Consider the following 24,452-nt stretch of genomic DNA (forward strand, 5'->3'; position numbering starts at 1 on the left):
ATGACCGAGTCCACCTGGCAGCTCCTGCTCGACTCCCTCTGGCCGCTGCTCGACGGGGCGATCCGGGGCACCATCCCGCTGGCCCTGGCGTCGTTCGCGATCGGCCTCGTGCTCGCGCTCGGCCTGGCGCTCATGCGGCTGAGCAAGCGACCCTGGCTGTCCGGGATCGCCCGCGGGTACATCTCGATCGTGCGCGGCACCCCGCTGCTCGTGCAGCTGTTCGTGATCTTCTACGGGCTGCCGTCGATCGGCGTGGTGATCGACCCCTGGCCGAGCGCCGTTGTCGCGTTCTCGCTCAACGTCGGCGGCTACGCGGCCGAAGTCATCCGGGCCGCGATCCTCTCGGTGCCCAAGGGCCAATGGGAGGCCGCGTACATGGTCGGGATGTCGCACCGGCGCGCCCTCGGCCGGATCATCCTCCCGCAGGCCGCCCGGGTGTCGGTGCCGCCGCTGTCGAATACCTTCATCAGCCTGGTCAAGGACACCTCCCTCGCCTCGCTGATCCTGGTCACCGAGCTGTTCCGGCAGGCCCAGGAGATCGCGGCCTTCAGCCAGGAATTCATGCTGCTGTACCTGGAGGCGGCGCTCGTCTACTGGGTGATCTGCCTGGCCCTGTCGTCGGCGCAGGGCCTCCTCGAGAAGCGATTGGACCGTTATGTCGCCCACTGACCTGTCGCCCGCTGACCGCGCCCCCGGCACTCCGGATGCCGCGCTGCTGACCGTCCGCGGCCTGCGGAAGAGTTTCGGTGCGAACCGGGTGCTCGACTCGATCGATCTCACCGTCGACCGCGGCCGGGTGCTCGCGCTCATCGGGCCGTCGGGCTCCGGCAAGACCACCATCCTGCGCTGCCTGAACGGGCTGGAACTGGCCGACGGCGGAACCATCGACGTGGCCGGGGAGCTCGCCCTCGATTTCGCCCAGGCCCCGCCGAAGAAGCAGCTCACCGCGCTGCGCGACCGCTCCGCCATGGTCTTCCAGCACTACAACCTGTTCCCGCACAAGACCGTGCTCGAGAACGTCATCGAGGGGCCGGTTGGCGTGCAGAAGCGTCCCCGCGCGGAGGCCGTCGCCGAGGCGCTCGCCCTGCTCGGCCGGGTCGGCCTGAGCGACAAGAAGGACAGCTACCCGTTCGAGCTCTCCGGCGGCCAGCAGCAGCGGGTCGGGATCGTGCGCGCACTGGCCCTCAAGCCGCAGCTCCTGCTCTTCGACGAGCCGACATCCGCCCTCGACCCGGAGCTGGTCGGCGACGTGCTGCGCCTGATCAAGGAGCTGGCCCTCGAGGGCTGGACCATGGTGATCGTCACGCACGAACTCGAATTCGCCCGCGAGGTGGCGCACGAGGTCGCCTTCGTCGACGGCGGCGTGATCGTGGAGCGCGGCGACCCGAAGGAGCTGCTCCGCAACCCGCAGAACGAGCGCACGAAGCAGTTCCTGCACCGCCTGCTCTTCCCCTTCTAGAGGCTGCCGGAGGCCGGCCCTGGCGGCTGCGGGACGCTCGCCCGCCGCGGGATGCTGTTAGGCGCCTGCAAATGCGCCGTGAGAGGGTGGAGGAAGTACAGCGCCCGGCGGCAGGGAAGCCGCCCGGGCGTCAACGTTAGGAATGCACCTCTCATGGTCACAGCTCATAACGCCTCCCTGGAACCGGTGGATCACGCCGCACTCGTCGATGACGACGGCGGCGCCCCCGCCAAATGGAAGGTTGTCGGGCCCGGCCTGGTGGTCGCGGCCACGGGCGTCGGCGCGGCCGACATGGTCGCCACGCTCGTCGCCGGCTCGAAGTACGGCTACGGCCTGCTCTGGGCGGTCATCCTCGGCGTCATCCTCAAGATCGTCCTGGTCGAAGGCGCCGGCCGGTTCACGCTCGCCACCGGGAAGACGATCTTCGAGGGCTGGCGCTCCCTCGGCAAGTGGACCACCTGGTACTTCGGCCCGTACATCATGATCTGGGGCTTCGTCTATGGGGCCACGGCCATGTCCTCGGCCGCGCTCCCCCTGGCCGCCCTGTTCCCGGTCCTGCCGCTCACCGCCTGGGCCGTCATCATGGGCCTGCTCGGATTCGTGATGGTCTGGTTCGGCCGGTACAGCTTCTTCGAGAAGATCACAGCCGTGCTGGTCGGGCTCATGTTCGTGACGGTCGTCGGCCTGGCGATCATCGCGGCGCCGAACATCCCGGAGATGGTCACCGGGCTCGTGCCGATGATCCCGGATGACGGCATCCTCTACACCCTGGCCCTCGCCGGCGGCGTGGGCGGCACGATCACCCTGGCCGCGTACGGCTACTGGCTGCGCGAGAAGGGCTGGTACACGCCCAAGTGGATGAAGGTCATGCGGATCGACAACTCCATGGCCTACGTGCTGACCGGCATCTTCGTCATCGCGATGCTCATCGTCGGCGCGGAGGTCGTTCGCGCCGCCGGCATCTCACTCAGCGCCGACGACACCGGCCTGCTCGAGCTGACCACCGTGCTCCGCGACAAGTACGGCGACGTCGTCGGCGTGGGCTTCCTCGTCGGATTCTGGGCCGCGTCCTTCTCCTCGATCATCGGGGTGTGGAACGGCGTCTCGCTCATGTTCGCCGACTTCTGGGGAAACATGCGCGGCAAGGAATCCGGACACCCGGACACCCGGATCGGCGGCAAGTACTTCAAGTTCTATGTGCTCTGGCTGACCTTCCCGCCGATGATCCTCTTCCTGCTCGGCAAGCCGATCGGCCTGATCCTGGCCTACGGCGTGCTCGGCTCGTTGTTCATGCCGTTCCTCGCGATCACCCTGCTGGGGCTGCTGAACGGCAAGCGCATCCCGGCCCGGTGGGCCAACAAGCTGCCGACCAACATCGCCCTGGGCATCTGCGCGCTCCTCTTCGGCATCCTCGGTGTGCAGCAGCTCGTGGCGGCCATCGCCCCGGCATTCGCGGGGTAGTTCTAGAGTGTGGGCATGGAGCAGGCCCGCTGGCAGCAGATTGTCGAACGCCCGCTGAACCTTGCGGCGCTGGCCTTCCTGATCGCCTACTCCTGGCGGGTCATCGGCAACCTGGAGGGAACGGCGGCGGCCATCGCCAACGCGGTCGTCTTCGCCACCTGGCTGGTCTTCCTGGTCAACTACCTGGCCAATCTTGCCCTCAGCACGGATCGCCGGCGCTGGCTGCGCAGCCATGTATTCGAACTCCTGGCCGTCATCCTGCCGGCGCTCCGCCCGTTGCGCCTGCTCAGGTACGTGCGCCTGCGCCACTTCGAGCGCACGGTGGGCGGGGCCTTCCGTTCCCGGGTATCGATCTACCTGGCCGCGACGATCGTGCTCCTGGTCTACATGGCAACGCTGTCGGTGCTCGACATGGAACGATCGGCCACCGGCGCGAACATCACCACCTTCGGTGACGGCCTCTGGTGGTCGCTCGTGACGGTCACCTCGGTCGGCTACGGCGACTACTACCCGGTGACGCTGCAGGGCCGGATCATCGCCGCCGGGCTGATGCTCTGCGGGATCGGGATGCTCGGGCTGGTCACCGCGGCGCTCGCGTCCTGGATCGTCGAGCGGATCGAGAAGACCCGGCCGGATTAGCGCGCCGGATCAGCTCGAGCCGGATCAGCTCGACCCGGCTCAGTGCTCGACCCGCATCAGCCTCGGGGCGAGCGCGTCGCGGAGGGCGGGGTTGGGCTTCGCCGCCGGGAGCACCTCGATGATGTCGGCGAGCGCCTGCTCCAGCGGAACGCGGCAGTGCCGCGAGGCGTAGAGCGCCGCGACGGCGGGCGTGCGGCTGATCGCCTGGACACAGTGCACGAACACGATGTGCCCCTCCGCGCGCAGCGCGGCGATCTCGTCGACGGTGTCCACGAGCATGAAGTCCAGGTTGGGGTTCATCTCCGGGCGCGGGTCATCGACCAGCCACACCGCGATGTGGTCGCGGATGCGGGCGGGCACCTGAGCCGTCCCCACCCGGCAGAGCGACACGACCGCGTCGACCTGGGCCGGCAGCCGGTCCAGCGCCCCCACCCCGCCGAGCCATACCCCGCTGTCGTGCGGATGCCGCACCAGCGCGGCCGTTCCGCCGTAGCGCTCGTAGTCCATGCGCTTGTCGCTCGGCCAGCCGTGCACGTCCGGCACCCCTTTGCGTGCGGCGAGCACGGCCAGCCGGACGAGGTCGGGAGTACGGAGCCCCGGGCGACCGTGCAGGATGCGCCGCCACTCGGCGGGCACGGCCGACGCCCCCCAGCGGGCGCCGGCCAGCGCGCCGGTGATCGCGGCCACGTGGGTTGCGCCCCGCCCCGCGCGCACCGCGTTCTCGATCGACTGGCGGAGGAAGTCGGCATCCGTGTGCCCGATCTCCGCGACCACGTCGAGATGGGCGAGGGACGACCACGCCCCCTGCAACGCCCGGACGACGCCGTTGTTGCGGTCGAAGGCCGCCGGCGGCAGCCGGTCGGCGTCGTCCAGTCGCCGCCACCACGCGGTCTGGCGCTCCCGGGGCAGGGCCGCGAGGCCGACCCGAATGTTGAGTTCGCCGTGCAGCACGGCGTGGCGGATGGCCAGCGCCCAGAGCACGCAGGCGTCCTGGGCATCCGTCTGGTCGTGGGTGAGCGCGCTCACCGCCCGGGCCGCCTCGGCGAGCGCCACCGGGTCGTCGAGGTAGGCGAGCGCGACGCCGGCGCTGCGGAGCAGGGAGCTATTGTCGATGCGGCCGGCGCGTTCCTCGCGGTGCTTGTGCGTGACCTCGCCGAGGGGAGAGACGATGTCGCGTCGCACGGCCTCGTTCCGCAGGTCCTGGCCGGCAGCCGCGGCCCCGACGACGTCGATCGCCATCGCGGTGTCGTCGGACCACTCGCCCGGGGTGAGGCCGAGGTTCCCGCCGCCCCTCATGGTCACGAACGCGGCGTCCGGCATCGGCTCCAGGCATTCGTAGCCGGCCCCCAGCGCGTCGCCGCTGGCCAGTCCGAGCAGCGTTCCCGCGGCTCGGTCGTGCTGCACGGAGGTGAGATTCATGTGCGGACTCCTTCGGGTTGAGTACACGGTGGTGCGCGTCCCCGGAAGGACGAAAGCGGAAGCGCCGGGGGTAAGTCGTCGCTGCCGTGGCGAGCCGTAGGGGGCTCACAGTTGTGGTTCTTCAGTACCTCGTTCCTGGCATCGTGTGCGGCGTCGGCCTTGCGACCGGCGTCCCAGCGGGCGACCAGTGAGGACAGACTGCTCGCATCCACGCGTGCAGGTAACCCCCAGTTGGGGGGCTGCCGACGCGTGACCCAGGGCTCGGAGACCAGGCCGAGTACAGGCCCGAGAACAACAGAATCAGCCCGACCTTGTAGGGAAGCTCGGGCTGATCTGTGCAGTTCAACTTGCGCCATACGGGCCTCGGTTGAGCTTGATTCACTTATCGTACTGCGCTCCTCCCCTGGCCTCAAGGCCGTGCTTGCTGGGAATCCGCCCGGAGCGGGTCTTTCGCTCATTCTGTGTTTATCTGCGTAACCCTTGACAAGCAAAGGCAAACACAGTTACAGTCGTCGAAACAAAGATGTCTTGTCGAGGAGGCCCAGTGTTCGCCGAAGAACGCCAGCTCTTAATCTCCGCCCTCGTCGCCGACCGGGGACGAGTCACCGTCGCCGACCTGGCGACCCGGTTCAACATCACCCCGGAGACGGTACGCCGGGACCTCGACGCCCTGGAATCCGCGCGGCAGCTGCGCCGGGTGCACGGCGGCGCCGTCGCCACCGACCGGGTGAGCATGTCGGAGCGCAGCCTGGAAGAGCGCCAGGGCCAGCGCCTCGATGAGAAGTCCCGCATCGCCGCCGCCGCCCTCGCGATGATCCCGGCGAGCCCGACCGGCTCGATCATCCTGGACGCCGGCACCACCACCGAACGCCTGGCCGACCGTCTGCTGGCCTGGACCCCCCAGGCCCCCGGCGACCAGCTGCTGGTCATCACCAACGCCATCCCGATCGCCTTCAAGCTCTCCGGCAACGACGAGATCCAGCTGCACATCCTCGGCGGCCGGGTACGCGGCCTGACCCGGGCCGTGATCGGCGCCGGCACCACCGAGCAGCTCGACGCCCTCCGGCCCGACATCGCCTTCGTCGGCACCAACGGAGTCGACGCCGCCTTCGGCTTCAGCACCCCCGACACTGCCGAGGCGGCGGTGAAGCGGGCCATCGTCCGGTCCGCCCGCCGGGTCGTCGCCCTGGCCGATTCGTCCAAACTCGGCGAGAAGACGCTCGTGCGCTTCGCCGGGCTCGGCGACATCGACACCCTCATCACGGATGCTCCCCCGTCCCCCGAACTTGCCGCCGCCCTCGCCGCGGCCGACGTCGAGGTCGTGATCGCGTGATCATCACCCTCACCCCGAACCCGAGCCTCGACCGCACGATCGAGCTGGGCGCCCCGCTGGCCCGCGGCGAGGTGCAGCGCGCCGTCGCCACCCACCAGGAACCCGGCGGAAAGGGCGTCAACATCTGCCGCGCCCTCGAGGCCTCGGCCGTGCCGAGCCTCGCCATCCTGCCCGGCGACGCGGATGACGCCGTGCTGCTTGCCCTGGCGGCGCACGGCATCCCGCACCTCGGGCTGCCGATCGGCGCCGCGCTGCGCAGCAACGTGGCCATCACCGAACCGGACGGAACGACCACCAAGGTCAACGAACCGGGACCGACGCTGACCGCGCAACAGCACCTCGACCTCGTCGAACTCGTCCTCCAGCAGGCGGAAGGCGCATCCTGGCTCGTGCTGGCCGGCTCCCTGCCGCCCGGGCTCCCGGTGGACTTCTACGCCGAACTCACCCGCGAGCTGCGCCGCCGGTTCGGTGCCGCGGCACCGAAGGTGGCCATCGACTCGTCCGGCGCACCGCTGGCCGCCGCCGTCGCCGCAGCCCCCGACCTGATCAAGCCCAATGCCGAGGAGCTCGCCGAGCTCACCGGCATCCCCGACCCCGACGGGCTCGAAAACGATCCCCTGGTCGCCGTCGAAGCGGCCAGGCGGCTGGTTGCCGGCGGGGTCGGTGCGGTGCTGGCGACCCTGGGCTCGCGCGGCGCCGTGCTCGTCAAGGCCGAGGGCGCCTGGCTCGCCACGAGCCCCCGGATCGTCGCCCGCAGCACCGTCGGCGCCGGGGATTCCTCCCTGGCCGGCTACCTGCTCAGTGAGATCGCCGGCGCCTCCGCCCCGGACTGCCTGCGCCAGGCGGTGGCGCACGGGGCCGCGGCCGCGGCCCTGCCGGGGTCGACCGTCCCCGCCCTCGAACAGACCACCCCCACCGCCGTCACCGTGACGGCCCTTCCCACCCATCCAAAGGAGGATGACCAGTGAGCGCATTGATAACCCCGGAGCTCGTTGCCCTGGACGCCGACCTCGGCGACGACTCGGCGAGCGTGATTCGCCACCTCGCCCAGCTCGTCGTCACCGCCGGTCGGGCGACCGAATTCGAGAGCCTCGCCGCGGATGCCCTGGCCAGGGAGAGCAAGACGGGCACCGGCATCCCGGGCGGCCTGGCGATCCCGCACTGCCGGTCGATGGCCGTCACCGAGCCGACGCTGGCCTTCGCCCGGCTCTCCAGGGCCGTCGACTTCGGCGCCAAGGACGCCCTGGCCGACGTCGTCTTCTTCATCGCCGCCCCGGAGGGCGCCGACCAGGCGCACCTCAAGCTCCTGGCGAAGCTCGCCCGGTCCCTGATGAAGGCCGACTTCGTCGCCTCCCTCCGGGTGGCAACGTCCCAGCAGGAGATCGTCGACATCGTCCAGGCGGTCGTCAGCCCGGCTCCCGCCGCGGTCGAGGCCGCAGCCGTAGCCGAGGCCGAGGCCGCAGCATCCGCCGAGGCCGCAGCGTCCGCCCAGGCCGCCGTCGCCGCCGGCGCCGAGGCATCTGCGGGCCCCAGGCGACTCGTCGCCGTGACCGCCTGCCCGACCGGAATCGCCCACACCTACATGGCGGCCGACGCGCTCGTGGCGGCGGCCAAGGAGGCCGGCGTCGACCTGCGGGTCGAGACCCAGGGCTCCGCCGGCGCCGTCCCGCTGCACCCCTCGGTGATCGCGGCAGCCGAAGCCGTGATCTTCGCCGTCGACGTCGACGTGCGCGGACGGGACCGTTTCGCCGGCAAGCCCGTGATCAGCTCCCCGGTCAAGCGCGGCATCGACGAGCCGAAGGAGCTGATCCGGGAGGCGCTCGCCGCCGCGGTCACCCCGGGCGCGCGCCGGGTCAGCGGCGTCTACGACCCCAATGCGGAGGAACGGGCGGAGGAGCGCGAACACCTCGGCCACAAGCTGAAGAGGGCGCTGCTCACCGGCGTCAGTTACATGATCCCGTTCGTCGCCGCCGGCGGCCTGCTCATCGCCCTGGGCTTCTGGCTCGGCGGCTACGACATCACCAAGTCGGCCGGCACGATCGTGCTGGAGAACAGCCTCTTCAACCTGCCCGACGGCGGCCTGCCGATCTACCTCGGCGCCGTCCTCTTCCAGATCGGCGCGTTGTCGATGGGCTTCCTGGTGCCGGCCCTGGCCGGGTACATCGCCTACGGCATCGCCGACCGGCCCGGTATCGCGCCTGGCTTCGTGGCCGGTGCCGTCGCCGGGTTCATGGGCGCCGGCTTCCTCGGCGGCATCGTCGGCGGGCTGCTGGCCGGCGTCGTGGCCAAGAGCTTCGAACGCCTCAGCGTGCCACGGTGGCTGCGCAGCCTGATGCCCGTCGTCATCATCCCGCTCGTCGCCTCGATCGCCGCCTCCGGGCTGATGTTCGTCGTGCTCGGCGGACCGATCGCCTGGCTGACCGAGCAACTCAACGCCTGGCTCTCGGGCATGAGCGGCACATCCGCGGTCGTGCTGGGGCTCATCCTGGGCCTGATGATGGCGTTCGACCTCGGCGGTCCGGTCAACAAGGTCGCCTACTCGTTCGCCGTCGCCGGCCTCGGCGCCGCCACCCTGGCCAACCAGTTCCCGTGGCAGATCATGGCCGCCGTGATGGCGGCCGGAATGGTCCCGCCGCTCGGCATGGCACTGGCCACCACGATCGACCGCAAACTGTTCAGCCTGGCCGAACGGGAGAACGGCAAGGCCGCGTGGCTGCTCGGGGCATCCTTCATCTCGGAGGGCGCGATCCCGTTCGCCGCGGCAGACCCGCTGCGCGTGATCCCGGCCAGCATGCTCGGCGCGGCCACGACGGGCGCGATCTGCATGGCCTCCGGCGTCACCTCGAAGGCACCGCACGGCGGATTCTTCGTCTCCTTCGCGATCGGCAACCTCGGTATGTTCATCGTGGCGATTGCCGTGGGCACGGTGGTCACGGCCCTGGCGGTCATCGGCCTCAAGCGCTTCGTCGTGAAGAAGGAAGAAGTGGTCGAGGCCGAAGACAGCGCCCTGATCCCCAGCTAGATTCCCACCCGGATGCTTCGCCCCAAGAATCGAGGACGTTCAATGCAGATCTTCTCAGGAGTCGGCGTCAGCCCCGGCCGGATCATCGGATCGGTGAGGCAGATGCCCAAACCGGTCAGCGAGCCCGCCAAGGGCGAACGGCTGGCGGAGTCGACGACGCCCGACGAGGCCGCGGTGCTGCTGCGCACCGCGTCCAGGGCGGTCCACGCGGAACTCAAGGGCCGCTCGGAGGCCGCCCAGGGTGCCGGCAAGGCCGTGCTCGAGTCGACGGCGTTGATGGCCACCGACCCGTTGCTGATCAAGGGGGCGGTCAAGCTCATCAACGCCCGCACCTCGGCGGAGCGCGCGATCTGGGAATCCGGGGCATCCGTGGCGGAAATGCTGCACAACCTCGGCGGCTACATGGCCGAACGGGCCGCCGACGTGCTCGACGTGCGCGCCCGGATCGTGGCCGAGCTCCGCGGGGTGCCGGCGCCCGGCATCCCGCACTCGGACACCCCGTTCATCCTCGTGGGCGAAGACCTGGCCCCGGCGGACACGGCCACCCTCGACCCGTCGAAGGTCATGGCCCTGGTGACTTCCGGCGGCGGCCCGCAGTCGCACACGGCCATCATCGCGAGGGCGCTCGGCCTGCCGGCTGTCGTCGCGGCGGTCGGCGTCGACGAGCTCGACGACGGCACGGAGGTCTACGTCGACGGGGCCGCCGGGACCGTCACGGTGGGCCCCGGTCCGGCCGAGGTCGCCGCGGCCGAGGCCTGGGTGGCCCTGGCCGCCACGCTCGCGGTCTTCGACGGCAACGGCGGCACGGCCGACGGCCACCTCGTGCCGCTGCTGGCCAATGTCGGCGGCGCGGCCGACGCGATCGCCGCGGCCGAGGCCGGCGCGCAGGGCGTTGGCCTGCTGCGCACCGAGTTCTGCTTCCTCGGCCGTGACACCGAGCCCTCCATCGACGAGCAGGTCGCGGCCTACCGCGGGGTCTTCGACGCCTTCCCCGGCAAGAAGGTCGTCGTGCGCACCCTCGACGCAGGCGCCGACAAGCCGCTGCCCTTTCTTACCGACGCCACCGAGCCGAACCCGGCCCTGGGCGTTCGCGGCTACCGCACCGACACGGCCAGCCCGGGGGTCCTGGAGCGCCAGCTCGCGGCCATCGCCACCGCGGCGGACGGCTCGGCCGCCGACGTCTGGGTGATGGCCCCGATGATCGCCACGGCCGAGGAGGCCGGACGCTTCGCCGCCCAGTGCGCCGCCGCCGGACTGAATACCCCTGGCGTGATGGTCGAGGTCCCGTCCGCCGCGCTCATGGCCGAGACGATCCTCCGCGAAGTGGACTTCGTCAGCCTCGGCACCAACGACCTCACCCAGTACGCGATGGCCGCCGACCGACAGCTCGGCCCGCTGGCCGCGCTGAACAACCCGTGGCAGCCCGCCGTGCTCCAGCTGATCCGGCTCACCGTGGTCGGCGCCAGGGCCGAGGGACACCACACCGGCGAGGTCAAACCGGTCGGCGTGTGCGGGGAGGCCGCGGCCGACCCGGCCCTGGCCGTCGTGCTCGTCGGCCTCGGCGTCTCCACCCTGTCGATGACCGCCCGGTCGCTGTCGGCCGTCGACGCGGTGCTCAGCCGGGTCACGCTCGACCAGGCGAAGGAACTCGCCGGGCTCGCCCTCGCCGCGGCCAGCGCGACGGAAGCCCGGGCGGCCGTCCGCGCGCACCTGCCTATGCTTGACGGCCTCGGCCTGTAACCGTCCGCCCCGCACACCCACGCCAACACCGACGCCGACACCGACGCTCACGTCAACACCGACACCCACGCCCGACCAGCCCGCACACCCAGGAGGACACACCATGCACGAACGCAAAGCCGTCATTGCCAGCCGCATCGGCCTGCACGCCCGCCCCGCCGGAATCTTCGCCGAAGCCGTCGGCTCGCTGACCATCGAGGTCACCATCGCCCTTGAGGAAGAGTCGGCCGAAGACGCCATGGATGCCTCGAGCATCCTGTCGCTGATGAGCCTGGGAGCCGCCAACGGAGACATCGTGGTCCTCCGCGCAGAGGGCGCCGGCGCCGAGGAGGCACTCGAGGCGCTCGTCGCGCTCCTCGAAACCGACCTCGACGCCGAATAGCCCCTCCCCTCCTCACGCGAAACCGCAGTTGTGCGCGCTAAACCGGGGTTTTAGCGCGCACAACTGCGGTTTCGCGTGGGGGGGAGGGCGAGCCTCAGGGTGACGGTGACGATCAGCACGACGACGACCGCCCCGATCGCGGCGATAGCCGCCGGCACGGAGATCAACTCGCCGGTCAGCCGCGCGACCGCCACCCAGGCCAGACCCCAGCAGAGCGACGCCGCCGGGGCGAGCCGGCCGCGGCCGGCCACCGCGAGCAGCACGCCGACCAGCCCGGCGACGGCGATCACGCCGACCGCCCAGGCGTCGCGGGCGATGCCGAACCCGTCGAAACCGGTGGCCGCGAGCACCGCCGTCACGTTCGCCGCGGTGGCCACGCACACCCAGCCGAGGTAGAGCCCGATGGTTCCATCGACGACGACGGTCTCGGCGAGGTCCTTCGGGCGTGTGGTCACGGTGATCAGGAACGCCCACACCAGGACCGCGAGCAGCAGCACGATCACCGGGACGCTCAGCGCGAGGAGGTCGAACTGCACGGTGAGGATCCAGGCGGCGTTGAGAATGAGGGATGCCGCGACCGGATAGCCCAGGCGACGCTGGCGGTCATCCGTTTTCTGCCGCGGCAGGAACTGCCAGATCGCGTACGCGATGAGTCCCAGGTAAATGGCACTCCAGATGCCGAATGCGGGCCCGCTCGGGGCAATTGGCGTCGCGTCCGCCGAGAGGGCACCGCCCGACGCCTCCTGGATCGGCGTACCGCCGGCGGCCCCGGAGCCGATAAATGATCCAACGATGGCCAGGACGGCGCTCACGCCGACGACCGTTTGGCGCAGCAAATCATTGGGTTGGGGCATGAAATCCTCCGTCTGCTCAGCGTGACCCGGGTTGCGGCCGCCGCATCACCGGCGACCTACCCAACATCATGGCCGGGTGCTGCCCGCTCTGCCGCGATCCGCGCCGCCCGCGCCACTCAGTTGCGGACAAAGTACCTTCCCGGGCGCTGGGAAGGTACTTTGTCCGCAACTCAGGTTCCGTGCTCCGACGGCCGGCCGACACGCCGAGGGCACTGGGCCAGCGTCGGCGTGGCCGCACGGCAGCGCTGGTAGGCTCGGCGGACCAAGAGGTCGTGGGGACAGCAAAAGGGGGCTTGAGTGTTGCGAAGTTTTCGCGCGCCCGAGCCCGGCGACTCTTCCCCGACGGTGAACCGATTCCGGTTCTTGCCGCTGTGGGGCATGGGCGTGCTACTCGGCGCCTACATCCTCGGCCTGACCCTCCCGTCCGCCGGGTTCAGCCTTCCCGTTGACGGATGGCTCGGGCTGGCCACGCAGTACGCTCCGGCCGTCGTCTGCTGGATCGTCGCGGTCCGCACCCGTTTCCGGCGGGGCACGGTGGTCCTGGCCGCCCTCGCACTCACCTCGTTCGCACTGGGCAACACCTACTACGTCGCGGCGGCGGCCGGCGGGGCCGAGCTCCCCTACCCCTCCCTCGCCGATGTCGGCTACCTGCTGTTCTATCCGCTGATGTTGTGCGCGCTCGCCGTGCTCATCCGCCGCCTGCGCGCCCTCACCCTGCCCGTGCTGCTCGACAGCGCCGTGGGTGCCATGGGCGCCTCCGCGGTGCTGGCGGTCCTGCTCAGCCCGGTCCTGGATTCGGCAGTCGCCGGCCCGCTGTCGCTCGGAACCGTCGTTGCGGTCGCCTTCCCCCTGTTCGACCTGTTGCTCGTCGCGGCCGTCGTCGGCATCGCCGCCACCCAGGTCTTCCAGAGCGGACGCCGCTGGATCCTGCTGACGCTCGGGCTGCTCGTCCTGGCCGCCGCCGACGTCGTCTATGCCCTGCGCTTGTCGGCGGGCACCTACGAAGTCGGCACCCCCCTCGACGCCGGCTGGGCCATCGGACTCGCGCTGGTGGCGATCTGGGTCGACGGTGCCGAGCGCTCCCCCGCCGGGGCCCAGCGCACGCACACCGGCGCGTGGACCCTCGTGGTCCCCGCAGCCGCCACCGCGGCGGGACTGGCGGTCCTCATCCTGAGCAGCCGGACCCAGGAGTCCGCGCTCGCGGTCGCCCTGGCCGCCCTCACCCTGGTCTTCGCCGCCGTCCGCACGCAGCTCGCCTTTCGCGAGCTGGTGAAGATGGGCGACCTCCGCCGGCAGGTCTTCACCGACGACCTGACCGGGCTGCCGAACCGGCGCGCCCTGTACGCGGACGTGCCCGAGCGCCTGACGAACTGCGAAGGCGGGCGGAGCGCACTCCTGCTGCTGGACCTCGACCGGTTCAAGGAAGTCAACGACAGCCTGGGCCACGACATCGGCGACCGGCTGCTCGTCCAGGTCGGCGAGCGGCTCTCCGGCCAGTTGCGCCCCGGCGACCTGCTGGCGCGGCTCGGCGGCGACGAGTTCGCGCTTCTGCTGGACGATGCGGGACCGGAGCTGGCGGTTGCCGTCGCCGACAACCTGCACACCCTGCTCGCCGCGCCGTTCACGCTCGCCGGAATCGCGGTGCAGACCGACGTCAGTATCGGGATCGCGCTGTATCCGGAGCAGGGCAATGATTTCCGTGCGCTGCTGCGCCGGGCCGACATGGCCATGTACAAGGCCAAGGCCGCGCGCACCGGGCACCACGTCTTCGTCAGCTCGGACGATCGCCACGGGGACGACCGGCTGCGCACGCTGCAGGAGCTGCGCACCGCGCTCACCCGCGATGAGCTGGTGCTCCACTACCAGCCCAAGGTCGACCTCGACACCGGCGAGGTGCACGGGGTCGAGGCGCTCGTGCGCTGGCATCACCCGGTGCGCGGCCTGCTCTACCCCGATGCGTTCCTCGAACTCGTCGAAGAGGCCGGGCTCATGCGCGAGATGACCAATCTCGTGCTGCGAAAGGCGCTCGACCAGGCGGTGATCTGGCAGGCCCAGGGCACACCCCTGACCGTCGCGGTGAACCTCTCGGCCAGTTCGCTGATGGACGCCGAGCTGCCCGAACGGGTCGCCGCCATGGTCGACGAGCGAGGCCTGGACACCTCCGCCCTGGCGCTGGAGATCACCGAGGACTTCCTGATGGCCGACCGGGGCAGGGGCAAGGCCATCCTGACCAGGCTGCGCGAAGCCGGCATCCAGATCGCCATCGACGACTTCGGCACCGGCTACAGCTCTCTCGCGTACCTGCGCGACCTGCCGATCGACGAGCTCAAGCTCGACCGATCCTTCGTCATGCCGATGGCCGGCGATCCCCGAGCCGCGGCGCTGGTCGCGTCGACGATCCACCTCGCCCACAGCCTCGGACTGCGGATGGTGGCCGAGGGTGTCGAGGATGCCGCATCCCTCGACCAGCTGGTCGGCTTCGGCTGCGATCACGCCCAGGGTTTCTACCTGTCCAGGCCCGTCGCCGCCGCCGATCTCGAACGCTGGCTGGCCTCCCGCGCCGAGGGCGCACTCACCACGTAGCCCGCGCCCCGGGCCTCGGCCCGGCTGTCCCGACTTCAGGGATTCCCGCGTGGTGTCGCGCCCGGGTTCCGCGTGCGGGCCGGGATAGGCTCAGGCGAACCAGGGGGCTGGACGCGGGGCGTAAGACAAGGATCTCGAGTGCACGCTAGCCTGCCCGCCAACCGCTCCCGGGCACTCGCCCGCGCCGCAGCCCGGGTCAACACGGGGCTGGTCTGGGCCATGGGTCTCCTGCTGGGCTCCTACGTGGGAGGACTTGCCCTGCACGGCGAGGGATTCAATCTGCTCGTCGACGGGTGGCTCGCGCTGCTGACTCAGTGGGTTCCCGTTGCAATCTTCTGGCTGGCCGCGCTCCGCACCCGCTTCCGCCGGCCGGAGATCCTCCTCGCGGCGGCGGCCGTCACGTCGTCGGCCCTCGGCGACACCTTCTACCTCCTGGCCCTCGACGGCTCGTCCGCCGCCCCATTCCCCTCTCTCGCCGACATCGGCTACCTGCTCTTCTACCCCCTGATGCTGGCCGCCCTGGCCACTCTCGTGCGCCGGGAGGCCCTCTCGCTGGCCTGGCCGGTGGTCCTGGACGGAGTCGTCGGCTCGCTCGGCGCGGCCGCGGTGCTGGCGGTCCTGCTCGCTCCCATCCTGGACTCCGCCACGGCCGGCCCGTCCGTCCTGGCCACCGCGGTCGCCGTCGCCTATCCCCTTTTCGACCTGCTCCTGGTGGCCGCGGCCGTCGGGATCGCCGCGACCCAGGGCCTCGATATCGGCCGTCGCTGGGGACTGCTCGTGCTCGGCCTCTTCGTCTACGCGGCCGCCGACGTCGCCTACGCCCTCCTCGAGCTCGACGGGCAATACGCCGTCGGCACCCTGCTCGACGCGACCTGGCCGATCGGACTCGCGCTGATCACCCTCTGGGCCGAGGGCGCGGCCAGACGGGGAAGGCAGCACGGCCGCGCGGCAGCATCCGCCCCGGCGCTGGCCGTTCCGGCCGTCGCCGTGCTCGCGGCGCTGGGCGTCCTCATCCTGGGCAGCCGCACTCCCCTCTCGGAACTCGCCCTGGTCCTGGCCAGCGGCACGATGGGCCTCGCCGCGGTCCCGCTGATCTTCCGCCAACGGCTGCTGCGGCGCCAGGCGGCCACCGACGAGCTGACCGGGCTGCCGAACCGACGCAGGCTGTACGCGGAGGTGCCGGTGCGCCTGGCCGCCGCTCCCGACCGCCCCCGCGCGCTGCTGCTGCTCGACCTCGACCGGTTCAAGGAGGTCAACGACAGCCTCGGCCACGACGTCGGTGACCAGCTGCTCGTGCAGGTCGGCGAGCGGCTGTCCAGCCACCTGCGCGGCAGCGACCTGCTCGCCCGGCTCGGCGGGGATGAGTTCGCGATCCTGCTCGACGACACCGGATACCTCCGTTCGGTGGCCGTCGCCGTCGGGCTGAAGGAGGCCCTCGCAGAGCCGTTCACCCTCAGCGGCATCGCCCTCACGGTCAACGTCAGCATCGGGATCGCGCTGTTCCCCGACCAGGGCAACGACCTCGGGACCCTGATGCGCCGCGCGGACCTGGCGATGTACCGCGCGAAGGACGCCCGCAGCGGACACCACGTCTACGTCAGCGACGACGACACCCACGGCGACGACCGGCTGCGCACTCTCGAAGAGCTCCGCACCGCGCTCGTCAGCGACGAACTGATCCTGCACTACCAGCCCAAGGTCGACCTCGCCACCGGCGACGTGCACGGCGTGGAAGCCCTCGTGCGCTGGAACCATCCCGCCCGCGGCCTGCTCTACCCGGATGCCTTCCTCGGCCTGGTCGAGGAGGCCGGGCTCATGCCCGAACTGACCTGCCTGGTGCTCGGCCAGGCACTGGACCAGGCCGCGCGCTGGCAGGAGCAGGGCAACCCGTTGACGGTCTCGGTGAACCTGTCCGCCAGCTCGCTGAAAAACGCCGATCTCCCCGAGCGGATCATCGCCATGGTCGAAGCGCGCGGCCTTCCCCCGCACGCCCTCATGCTCGAGATCACCGAGGAGTTCCTCATGGCCGACCGGGAGAAGGCCCGCGCGATCCTGGGCCGCCTCCGCGGCGGCGGCATCCGGATCGCCATCGACGACTTCGGCACCGGCTACAGTTCGCTGGCCTACCTGCGCGACCTCCCGGTGGACGAACTCAAGCTCGACCGTTCCTTCGTCATGCCCATGTCCGACGACACCCGGGCCGCCGCCCTGGTCGCCTCGACGATCAACCTGGCGCACAGCCTCGGCCTGCGCATGGTCGCCGAGGGGGTCGAGGATGCCGCGGCCTACGACGAGCTCGTGGGTTACGGCTGCGACCACGCCCAGGGCTACCACCTGTCGCGGCCGGTGCCGGCGGCCGAGCTCGACCTCTGGCTGGCCGAGCGCCCGCTGCCCGCCGCGGCAGCCCAGGGGGCCCAGGTGTACGAGCACTGATTGCTCCACCTTGTGCGGGAAACCGCCCGGGGCCAGACTTCGAATGAAGGGCTGGAAGCAATCGAATGGGGGGCCTCATGAGACCCCGTTCCGCACGCAGTGGCGCACGCCTCGCCGAACAGGTCGCGCCTCGCCGGGTGCTGGTGCCGCTGGCTCTCCTGCCGGTCGTTGTCGTGCCCGTGGTTCTGGCGCTCGCCGCCTGCACCACACAGGCGCCGATCCCCGGGGACACTCACGCGTCGCCGACCAGCACCGCCAGCCCCACGACGCCCGGCAGTTCCACGCCGACGCCGACGACCACTCCACCGCCGGATGACGAGCCGGCGCCCCCGGACGACGGCGACCGCGTCATCAGCTCGCGGATCGCGAAGGACTGGGGCTGGCCGGGGCCCGGCGAGCCCTACCGGGTGGCGCACGAGAACGAGGTGCCGATCGCCCCGCCGCCCGCGCCGCCGTTGCCGTACCTGTACTCGATCGCCGCGGGAGCGCATCCGTCGGACAACCCGCCGTACAACCAGCTGAGCTTCCGCTTCCAGAACGGCTTCCCCAGCTACGACATCGAATACGTGCCCAAGCTCATCGCCGACGGCAGCGGTGCGAACATCCCGATGCCCGGCACCAACGCGATCCTGCGGGTGGTCTTCCGGCAGGCCCAGGCCCACCTGGAGAACGGCACCTCGAGCATCGTCTCGGCGCCGGCGCCCGTCATCGGCTACCCGGCCATCACCCGGTACGCCTCCGGGGGCGATTTCGAAGGCTACGTCAGCTACGGGATCGGTGTCGGCCGGCCCGCCGACACGAACCCGCAGACCCGGGTGCGGGTCTACGAGGTGGAGAAGATCGAGCTCGGCCGGCACCTCTACGTGGTGGCCATCCAGATCGACGCGACGCCCTGGCGGTAGCGCCGTCGTCGGCATGCCCGCGTCGACATCCCCGCGATCCCCGCGTCGGCATCCCCGCGCGATCCCCCGCGTTCCCTGCACATCCCGCGCGCAAAAGGTATCGGGGGCGCCGTGTCGGCGGCGTCCCCGATACCCGGTCAATCACTGAGTTGCACGCTCAGTGTCTCAATGCGACGGCATCATCCGGTGATGGCTCATCTCGATGCTCGGCCTGATCGCCGCTGCCGTCACGGCGACGGCAATGGCGCCGCCGATCCAGGACGTCCACGAGGCCGCGGTCTGCTCCGTGTAGGAGCCGATCCACGGCGAGGCGAAGAGCAGAAGGCCGAACACGACCTGAGCCCACTCAGCCGCCGGCATGCCGGGCATCGCCAGATTCACGACCCCGCTCACAACCAGCAGCCCACCCGAAATGACCATCAATGTCGCCGACATGCCTGCCTGAGGCGTCCACAGGACGGAGAGCGCGGCGTAAAGCCCGACAGCCACCGCAGCGTAGTCCTGCCAGCGAGTCCATTTCTTCATTTGAAACCAACCTCCTTGACTGTTGGCTCCCTTGTGGGGGGCAGACACGAATATAGTCTTGACGCCCATGCGAATCAATGGTATGTGCGCTCCTCCTCGGGCGCGGGGCACGTACGCTGGGGCTCATGAACATTCCTCCTGCCGCCGCGAAGAAGCCCCAGCAACGCATCCACCACAACGACGTGTACGTGGACAACTACGAGTGGCTGCGCGAGAAGGAGAGCCCGGAGGTCGTGGGTCATCTCGAGGCCGAAAATGCCTTCACGGATGCCTCCACCGCGCACCTCGAGCTCCTGCAGGAGCAGATCTTTGAGGAGATCAAGGACCGCACCCTGGAGACCGACCTCAGCGTTCCGGTGCGCCGCGGCGACTGGTGGTATTACACCCGGACGGTCGAGGGGCAGGAGTACGGCATCCACTGCCGGGCGCCGATATCGGGGCCGGAGGACTGGGCGCCGCCGGTGCTGGCGGGGGTCTCGACGGGCGGGGCCGGGCTTCCGGACGAGCAGCGGCTGCCGGGCGGGGCCGGGCTGCCGGGCGAGCAGGTGCTGCTCGACGACAACGTGGAGGCGGCCGGCCACGACTTCTTCGCGATCGGCAGCTTCGACGTCAGCACTGACGGCACCCTGCTGCTCTACGCGGTGGATGTCGAGGGCGACGAGCGGTACACGATCCGGGTGCGGGCGATTGCGGCCGGCGCGGGGGCCGGCACGGCGGTCGGCACCGCGGTCGGCGAGAACCTGCCCGACGAGATCCCGAACACGTCAGAGGGCGCCATGTTCGACCCGAGCGGGCGTTACCTGTTCTACACGACGGTCGACGACGCCTGGCGCCCGGACACCGTGTGGCGGCACGAGCTCGGCACCGCGGCATCCGTCGACGTGAGCGTCTTCCACGAGCCCGACGAGCGCTTCTGGGTGGGAGTCGGCCGCACCCGCAGCCGCAAGTACCTGGTGATCGAGGCCGGCTCGAGCGTCACCAGCGAGACCCGGCTGCTCGACGCCGCCGACCCGACCGGCGAATTCGCCGTCGTCTGGCCGCGGCAGGAGGGCGTCGAATACGACGTGGAGCACGCCGTCCTCGGCGGCGCCGACCGGTTGCTGATCGTGCACAACGGCGGCCCGGAAGGTCACAAGGCGGTCAACTTCGAACTCGTCAGCGTGGCGGCAGCCGACCCGCAGGGGGCGAGGAGGGTCGTGCTGCCGCACAGCGAGCGGATCCGTCTCGAGGGCGTCGACGCGTTCCGCGATTTCATCGTGATCGAGTACCGCAAGGAGGGGCTCGCCCGGGTTGCGGTGGCCCGGCACGACGAGCACGACCAGGACGACGGGGGCCTGACCGAGCTGAAGTTCACCGAGCCGCTGTACACGGTCGGCGTGGCCGGGAACCCGGAGTGGGACCAGCCGACGATCCGCCTGGTCTACACGAGCTTCGTCACCCCGTCGACGGTCTACGACCACGTCGTCGCGACCGGCGAACTGCGCCTGCTCAAGCAGCAGCCGGTGCTCGGCCTCTACGACCCGGCCCTGTTCGAGCAGCGCCGGGAGTGGGCCACGGCGGACGACGGGACCCGCATTCCGATCTCCCTCGTCTACCGCAAGGACCTCGTCACTCCGGGCGAGCCGGCGCCGACGGTGCTCTACGGCTACGGCTCCTACGAGCACAGCGTCGACCCCGGGTTCAGCATCTCCCGGCTCAGCCTCCTCGACCGCGGGATGATCTTCGCGGTCGCCCATGTGCGCGGCGGCGGGGAGCTCGGCCGGCTCTGGTACGAGAACGGCAAGAAGCTGCGCAAGCGCAACTCGTTCACCGACTTCATCGAGTGCGCCAGGCACCTGATCGACTGCGGCTACAGTTCCCCGGAGGGGCTCGTCGCCGAAGGCCACAGCGCGGGCGGCCTGCTGATGGGCGCCGTCGCGAACATGGCCCCTGAGCTGTTCTCGGGCATCCTCGCGGGAGTGCCTTTCGTCGACCCGGTGACGTCGATCCTCGACCCGTCGCTGCCGCTGACGGTGATCGAGTGGGACGAGTGGGGCGATCCGCTGCACGACCCGGAGGTATATGCCTACATGGGCACGTACTCCCCGGTGGAAAACGTGCACGCGGCGCACTACCCGCGCATCCTTGCCGTCACCAGCCTGAACGACACCCGGGTGCTCTACGTCGAGCCCGCCAAGTGGGTGGCCCGGCTGCGCGAGGTGGGCGCGGATGCCCTGCTCAAGACCGAGATGTCGGCCGGGCACGGCGGCGTCTCGGGCCGGTACAACGCCTGGCGTGAGACCGCGTTCAACTTCGCCTGGCTGATCGACGCGGCCGGCGCGCATCCGTCTGGCGAGGGCGCGCTGCCCGCGCGGGTCGAGGTCGTCGCGGCCTCGGTCGCCGAGTAGCGCCCGCGCCCGTCCCCGCCGGTGAGTTGCGGACAAAGTACCTTCACCTCGCCAACGAAGATACTTTGTCCGCGACTCAGTGCGGAGCAGAGCGTGCGCGCGGCTCAGAACCTGCGCGCGAGGCGCACGATGCGGCGCACGGCAGCGTCGAGGCCGCTGGGCGTGTCGAGCTCCCTCGCGGTGCGCTCGGAGAGCATCCCGTAGACGAAGGCCTGCTCGCCCGCCTCGTTCGCGCTCGCGGAGGCGGACTCGAGCCGCCCGGAGAAGAGCACCAGGTCGCGCCGTTCCCCGAGGGCCGTCTCGATCGGCTTGGCCGCGGCCGAGATCCGGCGGAGGGTGCGGCGCTTCTTCGGGCCGAGCACTGTCGCCGCCTCGGTGCGGACGGCGTCGACGGCGTTCCGCAGGCGTCGCACGGCCTTGCGCACCTCGTGCAGGGCGGCTTCGCGGTCGCCCGGTCCGGCCGCGGCGGCGCCCCGCGCTCGGCTGCGCAGCCGTGCGATGTCCCGGCGCAGCTGCCGCCGGAGTTCCTTGACCGCGGGATGGGACGCCGGAGCCGTCAGCGGCGGGCGCGCGGCGAAGTCGTCGAGGGCGTCGAGCAGCCGGAAGTACCCCGGGCTGGACATCAGCCGGCGCACCCGGGCGTGCGCCTCGGTGTACTCCGCGCGGGAACCGTCCACGAGCCGGGCCCGCACGGCGGCATCGACGCGGCGCTCCGGAACGGCGCCGAGCTCCCGTGCGGCGCGCCTGCCGCTCACCTCGGCGTCGCGCGCCTCGCCGAGTGCGCCGCCGAGCCAGCTGAGGCCGTCCCGGAGCGCCTGCACCGCCTCGGCGTCGAACAGGCGGCGGTAGCTGGCGAGCACGCTGCCGAGGCGGCGCACGGACCGGCGCATCTGGTGCACGGCATCCGGCTGGTCCTCGCGCGAGGCGGGATCGGCGCCCTCCAGCGCGGCGGTCAGCCGGCGCACGGCGGCGACCACCACGGATGCCGCGGTCCCGGCCTCCGCGTCGGCCCGCGACCCGGCCCGCGCTTCGTCCCGCGACCCGGCTTTCGCTTCGGTCCCGGCGGCCTCTGGCCTGACCCCCGGCACGGCGTGCCGTCCGGCCCCCGGCCCGACCTGCTGCCCGGCCCCCGGCACGACGTCGGTGAGCGACTCGGCCCCGAGCGCCTGCGCGACCTTGGCGACACTGGACGACGGGGTCGCCCCGGCCTCGAGCAGGACCCGTTCGATCGCGTCGAGTAGCCTGCCGCGCCCCTTCTTCGTGTCGGGGGCTGCAGGGAGGAGCTCCACCTCCCACTCGCGCCAGGTGCGAAGCGTCCCGCCGCGGGCATCCGACGCCGACACGATGTCGTCGGCCAGCTCGGCCACGGCCTCGCCCCGTTCGTCCAGCAGGTGCAGTGCGGTGCGCACGGTGCTGATGCGGGCCAGCGGGGACATGTCGCGGTCGCGCACGATGGCCCGAACGGGTTCAAGCACCTCGTCAGGGATGGTGATGGCGGCCTTGCCCGCGGCTCGGGCGGTGCCGGCGGCGGAGTTGCCGCGAGCGCTTCCGGCCCTGCCACTGTCGGCCGCGCCGCTCCTGGCCGCGCCGCTGCTGGGCGCGCCGCTGCCGAGCGGCCAGTGCAGTTCGGTGCGGCCTTCCTTCGCGGGCTTCTTGATGTGCCAGCCCTCGTCCGGCCCGCCCTCGCGCCGGCGCAGGATCATCCGCTGCGCGGCCAGGTCGAGGTTCGCGGTGTCGAAGTACACCGCCGTGAGCGTGACCGGTTCGAGCACCTCGACCGCGGCGATGCCGTCCGCGTCCGTGAGGTCGGGCACGGAAGCGGTCGCGTCCACGTCGTACTTCCGCTCGATCTCCGCCTGTTCCTGCGCAGCCATGGCATCCCTGTCTCGTCGCTGGTTTGAGTCGCGGAGAAAGTACCTTCATTGTCGAAACGAAGGTACTTTGTCCGCAATTCAACCTTGTGGGCAGTCTTGCACGAGAGCAGCCGACGCCAAGCTCTGCGAGAGTGGGCCCGTGACTTACACTCCCCCGAACTCCTTCACCACCCGCCCCACCCTGCAGGGCACCTTCGGCATGACCGCCTCGACCCACTGGCTGGCGACGGCCTCGGCGCAGGCCGTGCTCGAGCGCGGCGGCAACGCCTTCGACGCCGCGGTCGCCGGGGCGTTCGTGCTGCACGTCGTCGAGCCTCACCTGAACGGGCCGGGCGGCGACATGACCGGGATCTTCGTGACCGCCGAGCATCCGGATGCCCCGATCGTGCTGATGGGGCAGGGCCCGGCCCCCGCCGCCGCGACCCCGGAGCACTACCGGGCCGAGGGCCTGGAGCTGGTCCCCGGGGCCGGGGCGCTGGCCGCAGCGGTCCCGGCGGCCGTCGACGCCTGGCTGCTCCTGCTGCGCGACCACGGCACCTGGGAGCTGGAGCCGGTGCTGGCGTTCGCCATCGGCTACGCCAGGAACGGGCATCCGGTGCTCCCCCGGGTGGCTGCCACGATCGGCGCTGTCGCCGAGCTGTTCAGCGAGCACTGGCCGAGCTCCGCCGAGCGCTGGATGCCGGGCGGCCGCGTGCCGGCGGCCGGTGAGCTGATCGCGAACGAGGCATATGCGCGCACGCTCGAGCGGCTCGTCGAGGTCGCGGCTGCCGGCTCTCCGGCCGACGCCCCGACCGAGCCGGATGCCCCGGCGAGCGCCGCACCCGCCACCCGCGAGGCCCGGATCGACGCCGCCCGCAGGGAGTGGAGTGAGGGGTTCGTCGCCCGGGCGATCGTCGACTTCAACCAGGCGCCGCACCGGCACTCCTCCGGGACCGACCACGCCGGGGTGCTGACCGGGCCGGACCTGGCCGGCTTCGAGGCATCCGTCGAGCCGGCCGTCACAGCGACCTTCCGCGGGTTCACCATCGCCAAGACCGGCGCCTGGGGGCAGGGCCCGGCCCTGCTGCAGATGCTGGCCATCCTCGACGGGTTCGACGACCTGCACCTCGACCCGTCGACCGCGCTCGGCGCGCACACGATCCTCGAGGCCGAGAAGCTGGCGCTGGCCGACCGCGAGGCCTGGTACGGCGACACGGATGTCCCCCTCGGCCACCTGCTCTCGGCGGAGTATGCGGCCGAGCGGCGTGAACTCATCACCGAGCGCGCCTCGCACGAGTTCCGTCCCGGGACGGTTCCCGGGCGGGAGCCGTTCCTTCCGCCGCTTCGCACCGAGTACCGGCCGCCCGTGCCCGGCGGGCACGCCGCCGACGCGGTCGGGGCCGGGGCCGGGAACCGGGCCTTCGCGGGCGCGGGCGAACCCACCGTCGCGCCGCCCGTCG

At 71.1% G+C, this 24,452-nt stretch carries 18 protein-coding genes; 14 read left to right on the top strand and 4 right to left on the bottom strand.

Features of this window, described 5'->3' with window-relative positions; translation table 11 throughout:
- The 4 genes from E3O23_RS03290 to E3O23_RS03305 all read left to right on the top strand — a co-directional run bounded on the left by E3O23_RS03290 (nucleotide 1) and on the right by E3O23_RS03305 (nucleotide 3,559).
- Nucleotides 1-669 carry an amino acid ABC transporter permease gene (locus E3O23_RS03290; RefSeq protein ID WP_134488145.1) on the top strand — a complete coding sequence of 223 codons (669 nt, stop codon included), beginning with the start codon at nucleotides 1-3 and terminating at the stop codon, nucleotides 667-669.
- On the top strand, nucleotides 656-1,459 hold the full coding sequence (locus E3O23_RS03295; protein WP_134488147.1) for an amino acid ABC transporter ATP-binding protein: 804 nt from the start codon (nucleotides 656-658) through the stop codon (nucleotides 1,457-1,459). Before E3O23_RS03290 ends, E3O23_RS03295 begins: the two co-directional genes overlap by 14 nt.
- Nucleotides 1,460-1,612: 153 nt before the next feature.
- The gene (locus E3O23_RS03300) at nucleotides 1,613-2,920 is read left to right on the top strand and encodes an Nramp family divalent metal transporter (RefSeq protein ID WP_134488149.1); all 1,308 of its coding nucleotides are present in this window, start codon (nucleotides 1,613-1,615) and stop codon (nucleotides 2,918-2,920) included.
- 15 nt (nucleotides 2,921-2,935) lie between these two features.
- Nucleotides 2,936-3,559: a potassium channel family protein gene (locus tag E3O23_RS03305; RefSeq protein WP_134488151.1), complete on the top strand. Its 624-nt coding sequence runs from the start codon at nucleotides 2,936-2,938 to the stop codon at nucleotides 3,557-3,559.
- A 39-nt stretch (nucleotides 3,560-3,598) separates the two neighbouring features.
- On the opposite strand, the gene E3O23_RS03310 is transcribed toward E3O23_RS03305, so the two are convergent.
- Nucleotides 3,599-4,978, bottom strand: coding sequence for an ADP-ribosylglycohydrolase family protein (locus tag E3O23_RS03310; RefSeq protein ID WP_134488153.1), 1,380 nt, complete (start codon nucleotides 4,976-4,978; stop codon nucleotides 3,599-3,601).
- 544 nt (nucleotides 4,979-5,522) lie between these two features.
- On the opposite strand from E3O23_RS03310, the gene E3O23_RS03315 reads away from it, so the two are divergent.
- The 5 genes from E3O23_RS03315 (at nucleotide 5,523) to E3O23_RS03335 (ending at nucleotide 11,455) form a co-directional block, all read left to right on the top strand.
- Nucleotides 5,523-6,311: a DeoR/GlpR family DNA-binding transcription regulator gene (locus E3O23_RS03315; protein WP_134488155.1), complete on the top strand. Its 789-nt coding sequence runs from the start codon at nucleotides 5,523-5,525 to the stop codon at nucleotides 6,309-6,311.
- On the top strand, nucleotides 6,308-7,279 hold the full coding sequence (locus E3O23_RS03320; protein WP_134488157.1) for a 1-phosphofructokinase family hexose kinase: 972 nt from the start codon (nucleotides 6,308-6,310) through the stop codon (nucleotides 7,277-7,279). The genes E3O23_RS03315 and E3O23_RS03320 overlap by 4 nt, the downstream gene beginning before the upstream one ends.
- A complete protein-coding gene (locus E3O23_RS03325; protein ID WP_134488159.1) occupies nucleotides 7,276-9,333 on the top strand; it encodes a PTS fructose transporter subunit IIABC in 2,058 nt (685 codons plus the stop codon). The genes E3O23_RS03320 and E3O23_RS03325 overlap by 4 nt, the downstream gene beginning before the upstream one ends.
- Before the next feature lie 42 nt (nucleotides 9,334-9,375).
- Nucleotides 9,376-11,073, top strand: coding sequence for a phosphoenolpyruvate--protein phosphotransferase (gene ptsP, locus E3O23_RS03330; protein WP_134488161.1), 1,698 nt, complete (start codon nucleotides 9,376-9,378; stop codon nucleotides 11,071-11,073).
- Nucleotides 11,074-11,176: 103 nt separating this feature from the next.
- Nucleotides 11,177-11,455, top strand: coding sequence for an HPr family phosphocarrier protein (locus E3O23_RS03335; protein ID WP_134488163.1), 279 nt, complete (start codon nucleotides 11,177-11,179; stop codon nucleotides 11,453-11,455).
- A 50-nt stretch (nucleotides 11,456-11,505) separates the two neighbouring features.
- Here the strand turns inward: E3O23_RS03335 and E3O23_RS03340 are convergent, their stop codons facing one another.
- On the bottom strand, nucleotides 11,506-12,309 hold the full coding sequence (locus E3O23_RS03340) for a tryptophan-rich sensory protein (RefSeq protein WP_134488165.1): 804 nt from the start codon (nucleotides 12,307-12,309) through the stop codon (nucleotides 11,506-11,508).
- Nucleotides 12,310-12,687: 378 nt separating this feature from the next.
- Here E3O23_RS03340 and E3O23_RS03345 point away from each other — a divergent pair, with 378 nt between their 5' ends.
- The 3 genes from E3O23_RS03345 to E3O23_RS17990 all read left to right on the top strand — a co-directional run bounded on the left by E3O23_RS03345 (nucleotide 12,688) and on the right by E3O23_RS17990 (nucleotide 18,227).
- Entirely contained in the window at nucleotides 12,688-14,892 is a 2,205-nt protein-coding gene (locus E3O23_RS03345) for a putative bifunctional diguanylate cyclase/phosphodiesterase (RefSeq protein ID WP_134488167.1), read from the top strand.
- A gap of 138 nt (nucleotides 14,893-15,030) precedes the next feature.
- Nucleotides 15,031-17,325 (top strand): putative bifunctional diguanylate cyclase/phosphodiesterase, encoded by a 2,295-nt coding sequence (locus E3O23_RS03350; RefSeq protein WP_134488169.1) that lies wholly within the window; start codon nucleotides 15,031-15,033, stop codon nucleotides 17,323-17,325.
- A 77-nt stretch (nucleotides 17,326-17,402) separates the two neighbouring features.
- Nucleotides 17,403-18,227, top strand: a complete 825-nt coding sequence (locus tag E3O23_RS17990) for an AMIN-like domain-containing (lipo)protein (RefSeq protein WP_166790391.1) — start codon at nucleotides 17,403-17,405, stop codon at nucleotides 18,225-18,227.
- Nucleotides 18,228-18,392: 165 nt separating this feature from the next.
- Here the strand turns inward: E3O23_RS17990 and E3O23_RS03360 are convergent, their stop codons facing one another.
- Entirely contained in the window at nucleotides 18,393-18,752 is a 360-nt protein-coding gene (locus E3O23_RS03360; RefSeq protein ID WP_134488173.1) for an SPW repeat protein, read from the bottom strand.
- A 125-nt stretch (nucleotides 18,753-18,877) separates the two neighbouring features.
- Here E3O23_RS03360 and E3O23_RS03365 point away from each other — a divergent pair, with 125 nt between their 5' ends.
- Nucleotides 18,878-21,139, top strand: a complete 2,262-nt coding sequence (locus E3O23_RS03365) for a S9 family peptidase (protein WP_134488175.1) — start codon at nucleotides 18,878-18,880, stop codon at nucleotides 21,137-21,139.
- Nucleotides 21,140-21,243: 104 nt separating this feature from the next.
- On the opposite strand, the gene E3O23_RS03370 is transcribed toward E3O23_RS03365, so the two are convergent.
- A complete protein-coding gene (locus E3O23_RS03370) occupies nucleotides 21,244-23,013 on the bottom strand; it encodes a CYTH and CHAD domain-containing protein (protein WP_134488177.1) in 1,770 nt (589 codons plus the stop codon).
- A gap of 139 nt (nucleotides 23,014-23,152) precedes the next feature.
- Here E3O23_RS03370 and E3O23_RS03375 point away from each other — a divergent pair.
- On the top strand, nucleotides 23,153-24,452 hold a 1,300-nt coding region (locus tag E3O23_RS03375), incomplete at its 3' end, for a gamma-glutamyltransferase (protein WP_134488179.1).

This window comes from Cryobacterium tagatosivorans, from assembly GCF_004402215.1.
Taxonomy (GTDB): Bacteria; Actinomycetota; Actinomycetes; order Actinomycetales; family Microbacteriaceae; genus Cryobacterium; species Cryobacterium tagatosivorans.

Coding starts and splice junctions, on each gene's coding strand:
- E3O23_RS03340 (WP_134488165.1), bottom strand. CDS start 12,309: ATGCCCCAACCCAATGATTTGCTGCGCCAAACGGTCGTCGGCGTGAGC.
- E3O23_RS03345 (WP_134488167.1), top strand. CDS start 12,688: ATGGGCGTGCTACTCGGCGCCTACATCCTCGGCCTGACCCTCCCGTCC.
- E3O23_RS03310 (WP_134488153.1), bottom strand. CDS start 4,978: ATGAATCTCACCTCCGTGCAGCACGACCGAGCCGCGGGAACGCTGCTC.
- ptsP (WP_134488161.1), top strand. CDS start 9,376: ATGCAGATCTTCTCAGGAGTCGGCGTCAGCCCCGGCCGGATCATCGGA.
- E3O23_RS03300 (WP_134488149.1), top strand. CDS start 1,613: ATGGTCACAGCTCATAACGCCTCCCTGGAACCGGTGGATCACGCCGCA.
- E3O23_RS03305 (WP_134488151.1), top strand. CDS start 2,936: ATGGAGCAGGCCCGCTGGCAGCAGATTGTCGAACGCCCGCTGAACCTT.
- E3O23_RS17990 (WP_166790391.1), top strand. CDS start 17,403: ATGAGACCCCGTTCCGCACGCAGTGGCGCACGCCTCGCCGAACAGGTC.
- E3O23_RS03365 (WP_134488175.1), top strand. CDS start 18,878: ATGAACATTCCTCCTGCCGCCGCGAAGAAGCCCCAGCAACGCATCCAC.
- E3O23_RS03295 (WP_134488147.1), top strand. CDS start 656: ATGTCGCCCACTGACCTGTCGCCCGCTGACCGCGCCCCCGGCACTCCG.
- E3O23_RS03360 (WP_134488173.1), bottom strand. CDS start 18,752: ATGAAGAAATGGACTCGCTGGCAGGACTACGCTGCGGTGGCTGTCGGG.
- E3O23_RS03335 (WP_134488163.1), top strand. CDS start 11,177: ATGCACGAACGCAAAGCCGTCATTGCCAGCCGCATCGGCCTGCACGCC.
- E3O23_RS03370 (WP_134488177.1), bottom strand. CDS start 23,013: ATGGCTGCGCAGGAACAGGCGGAGATCGAGCGGAAGTACGACGTGGAC.
- E3O23_RS03290 (WP_134488145.1), top strand. CDS start 1: ATGACCGAGTCCACCTGGCAGCTCCTGCTCGACTCCCTCTGGCCGCTG.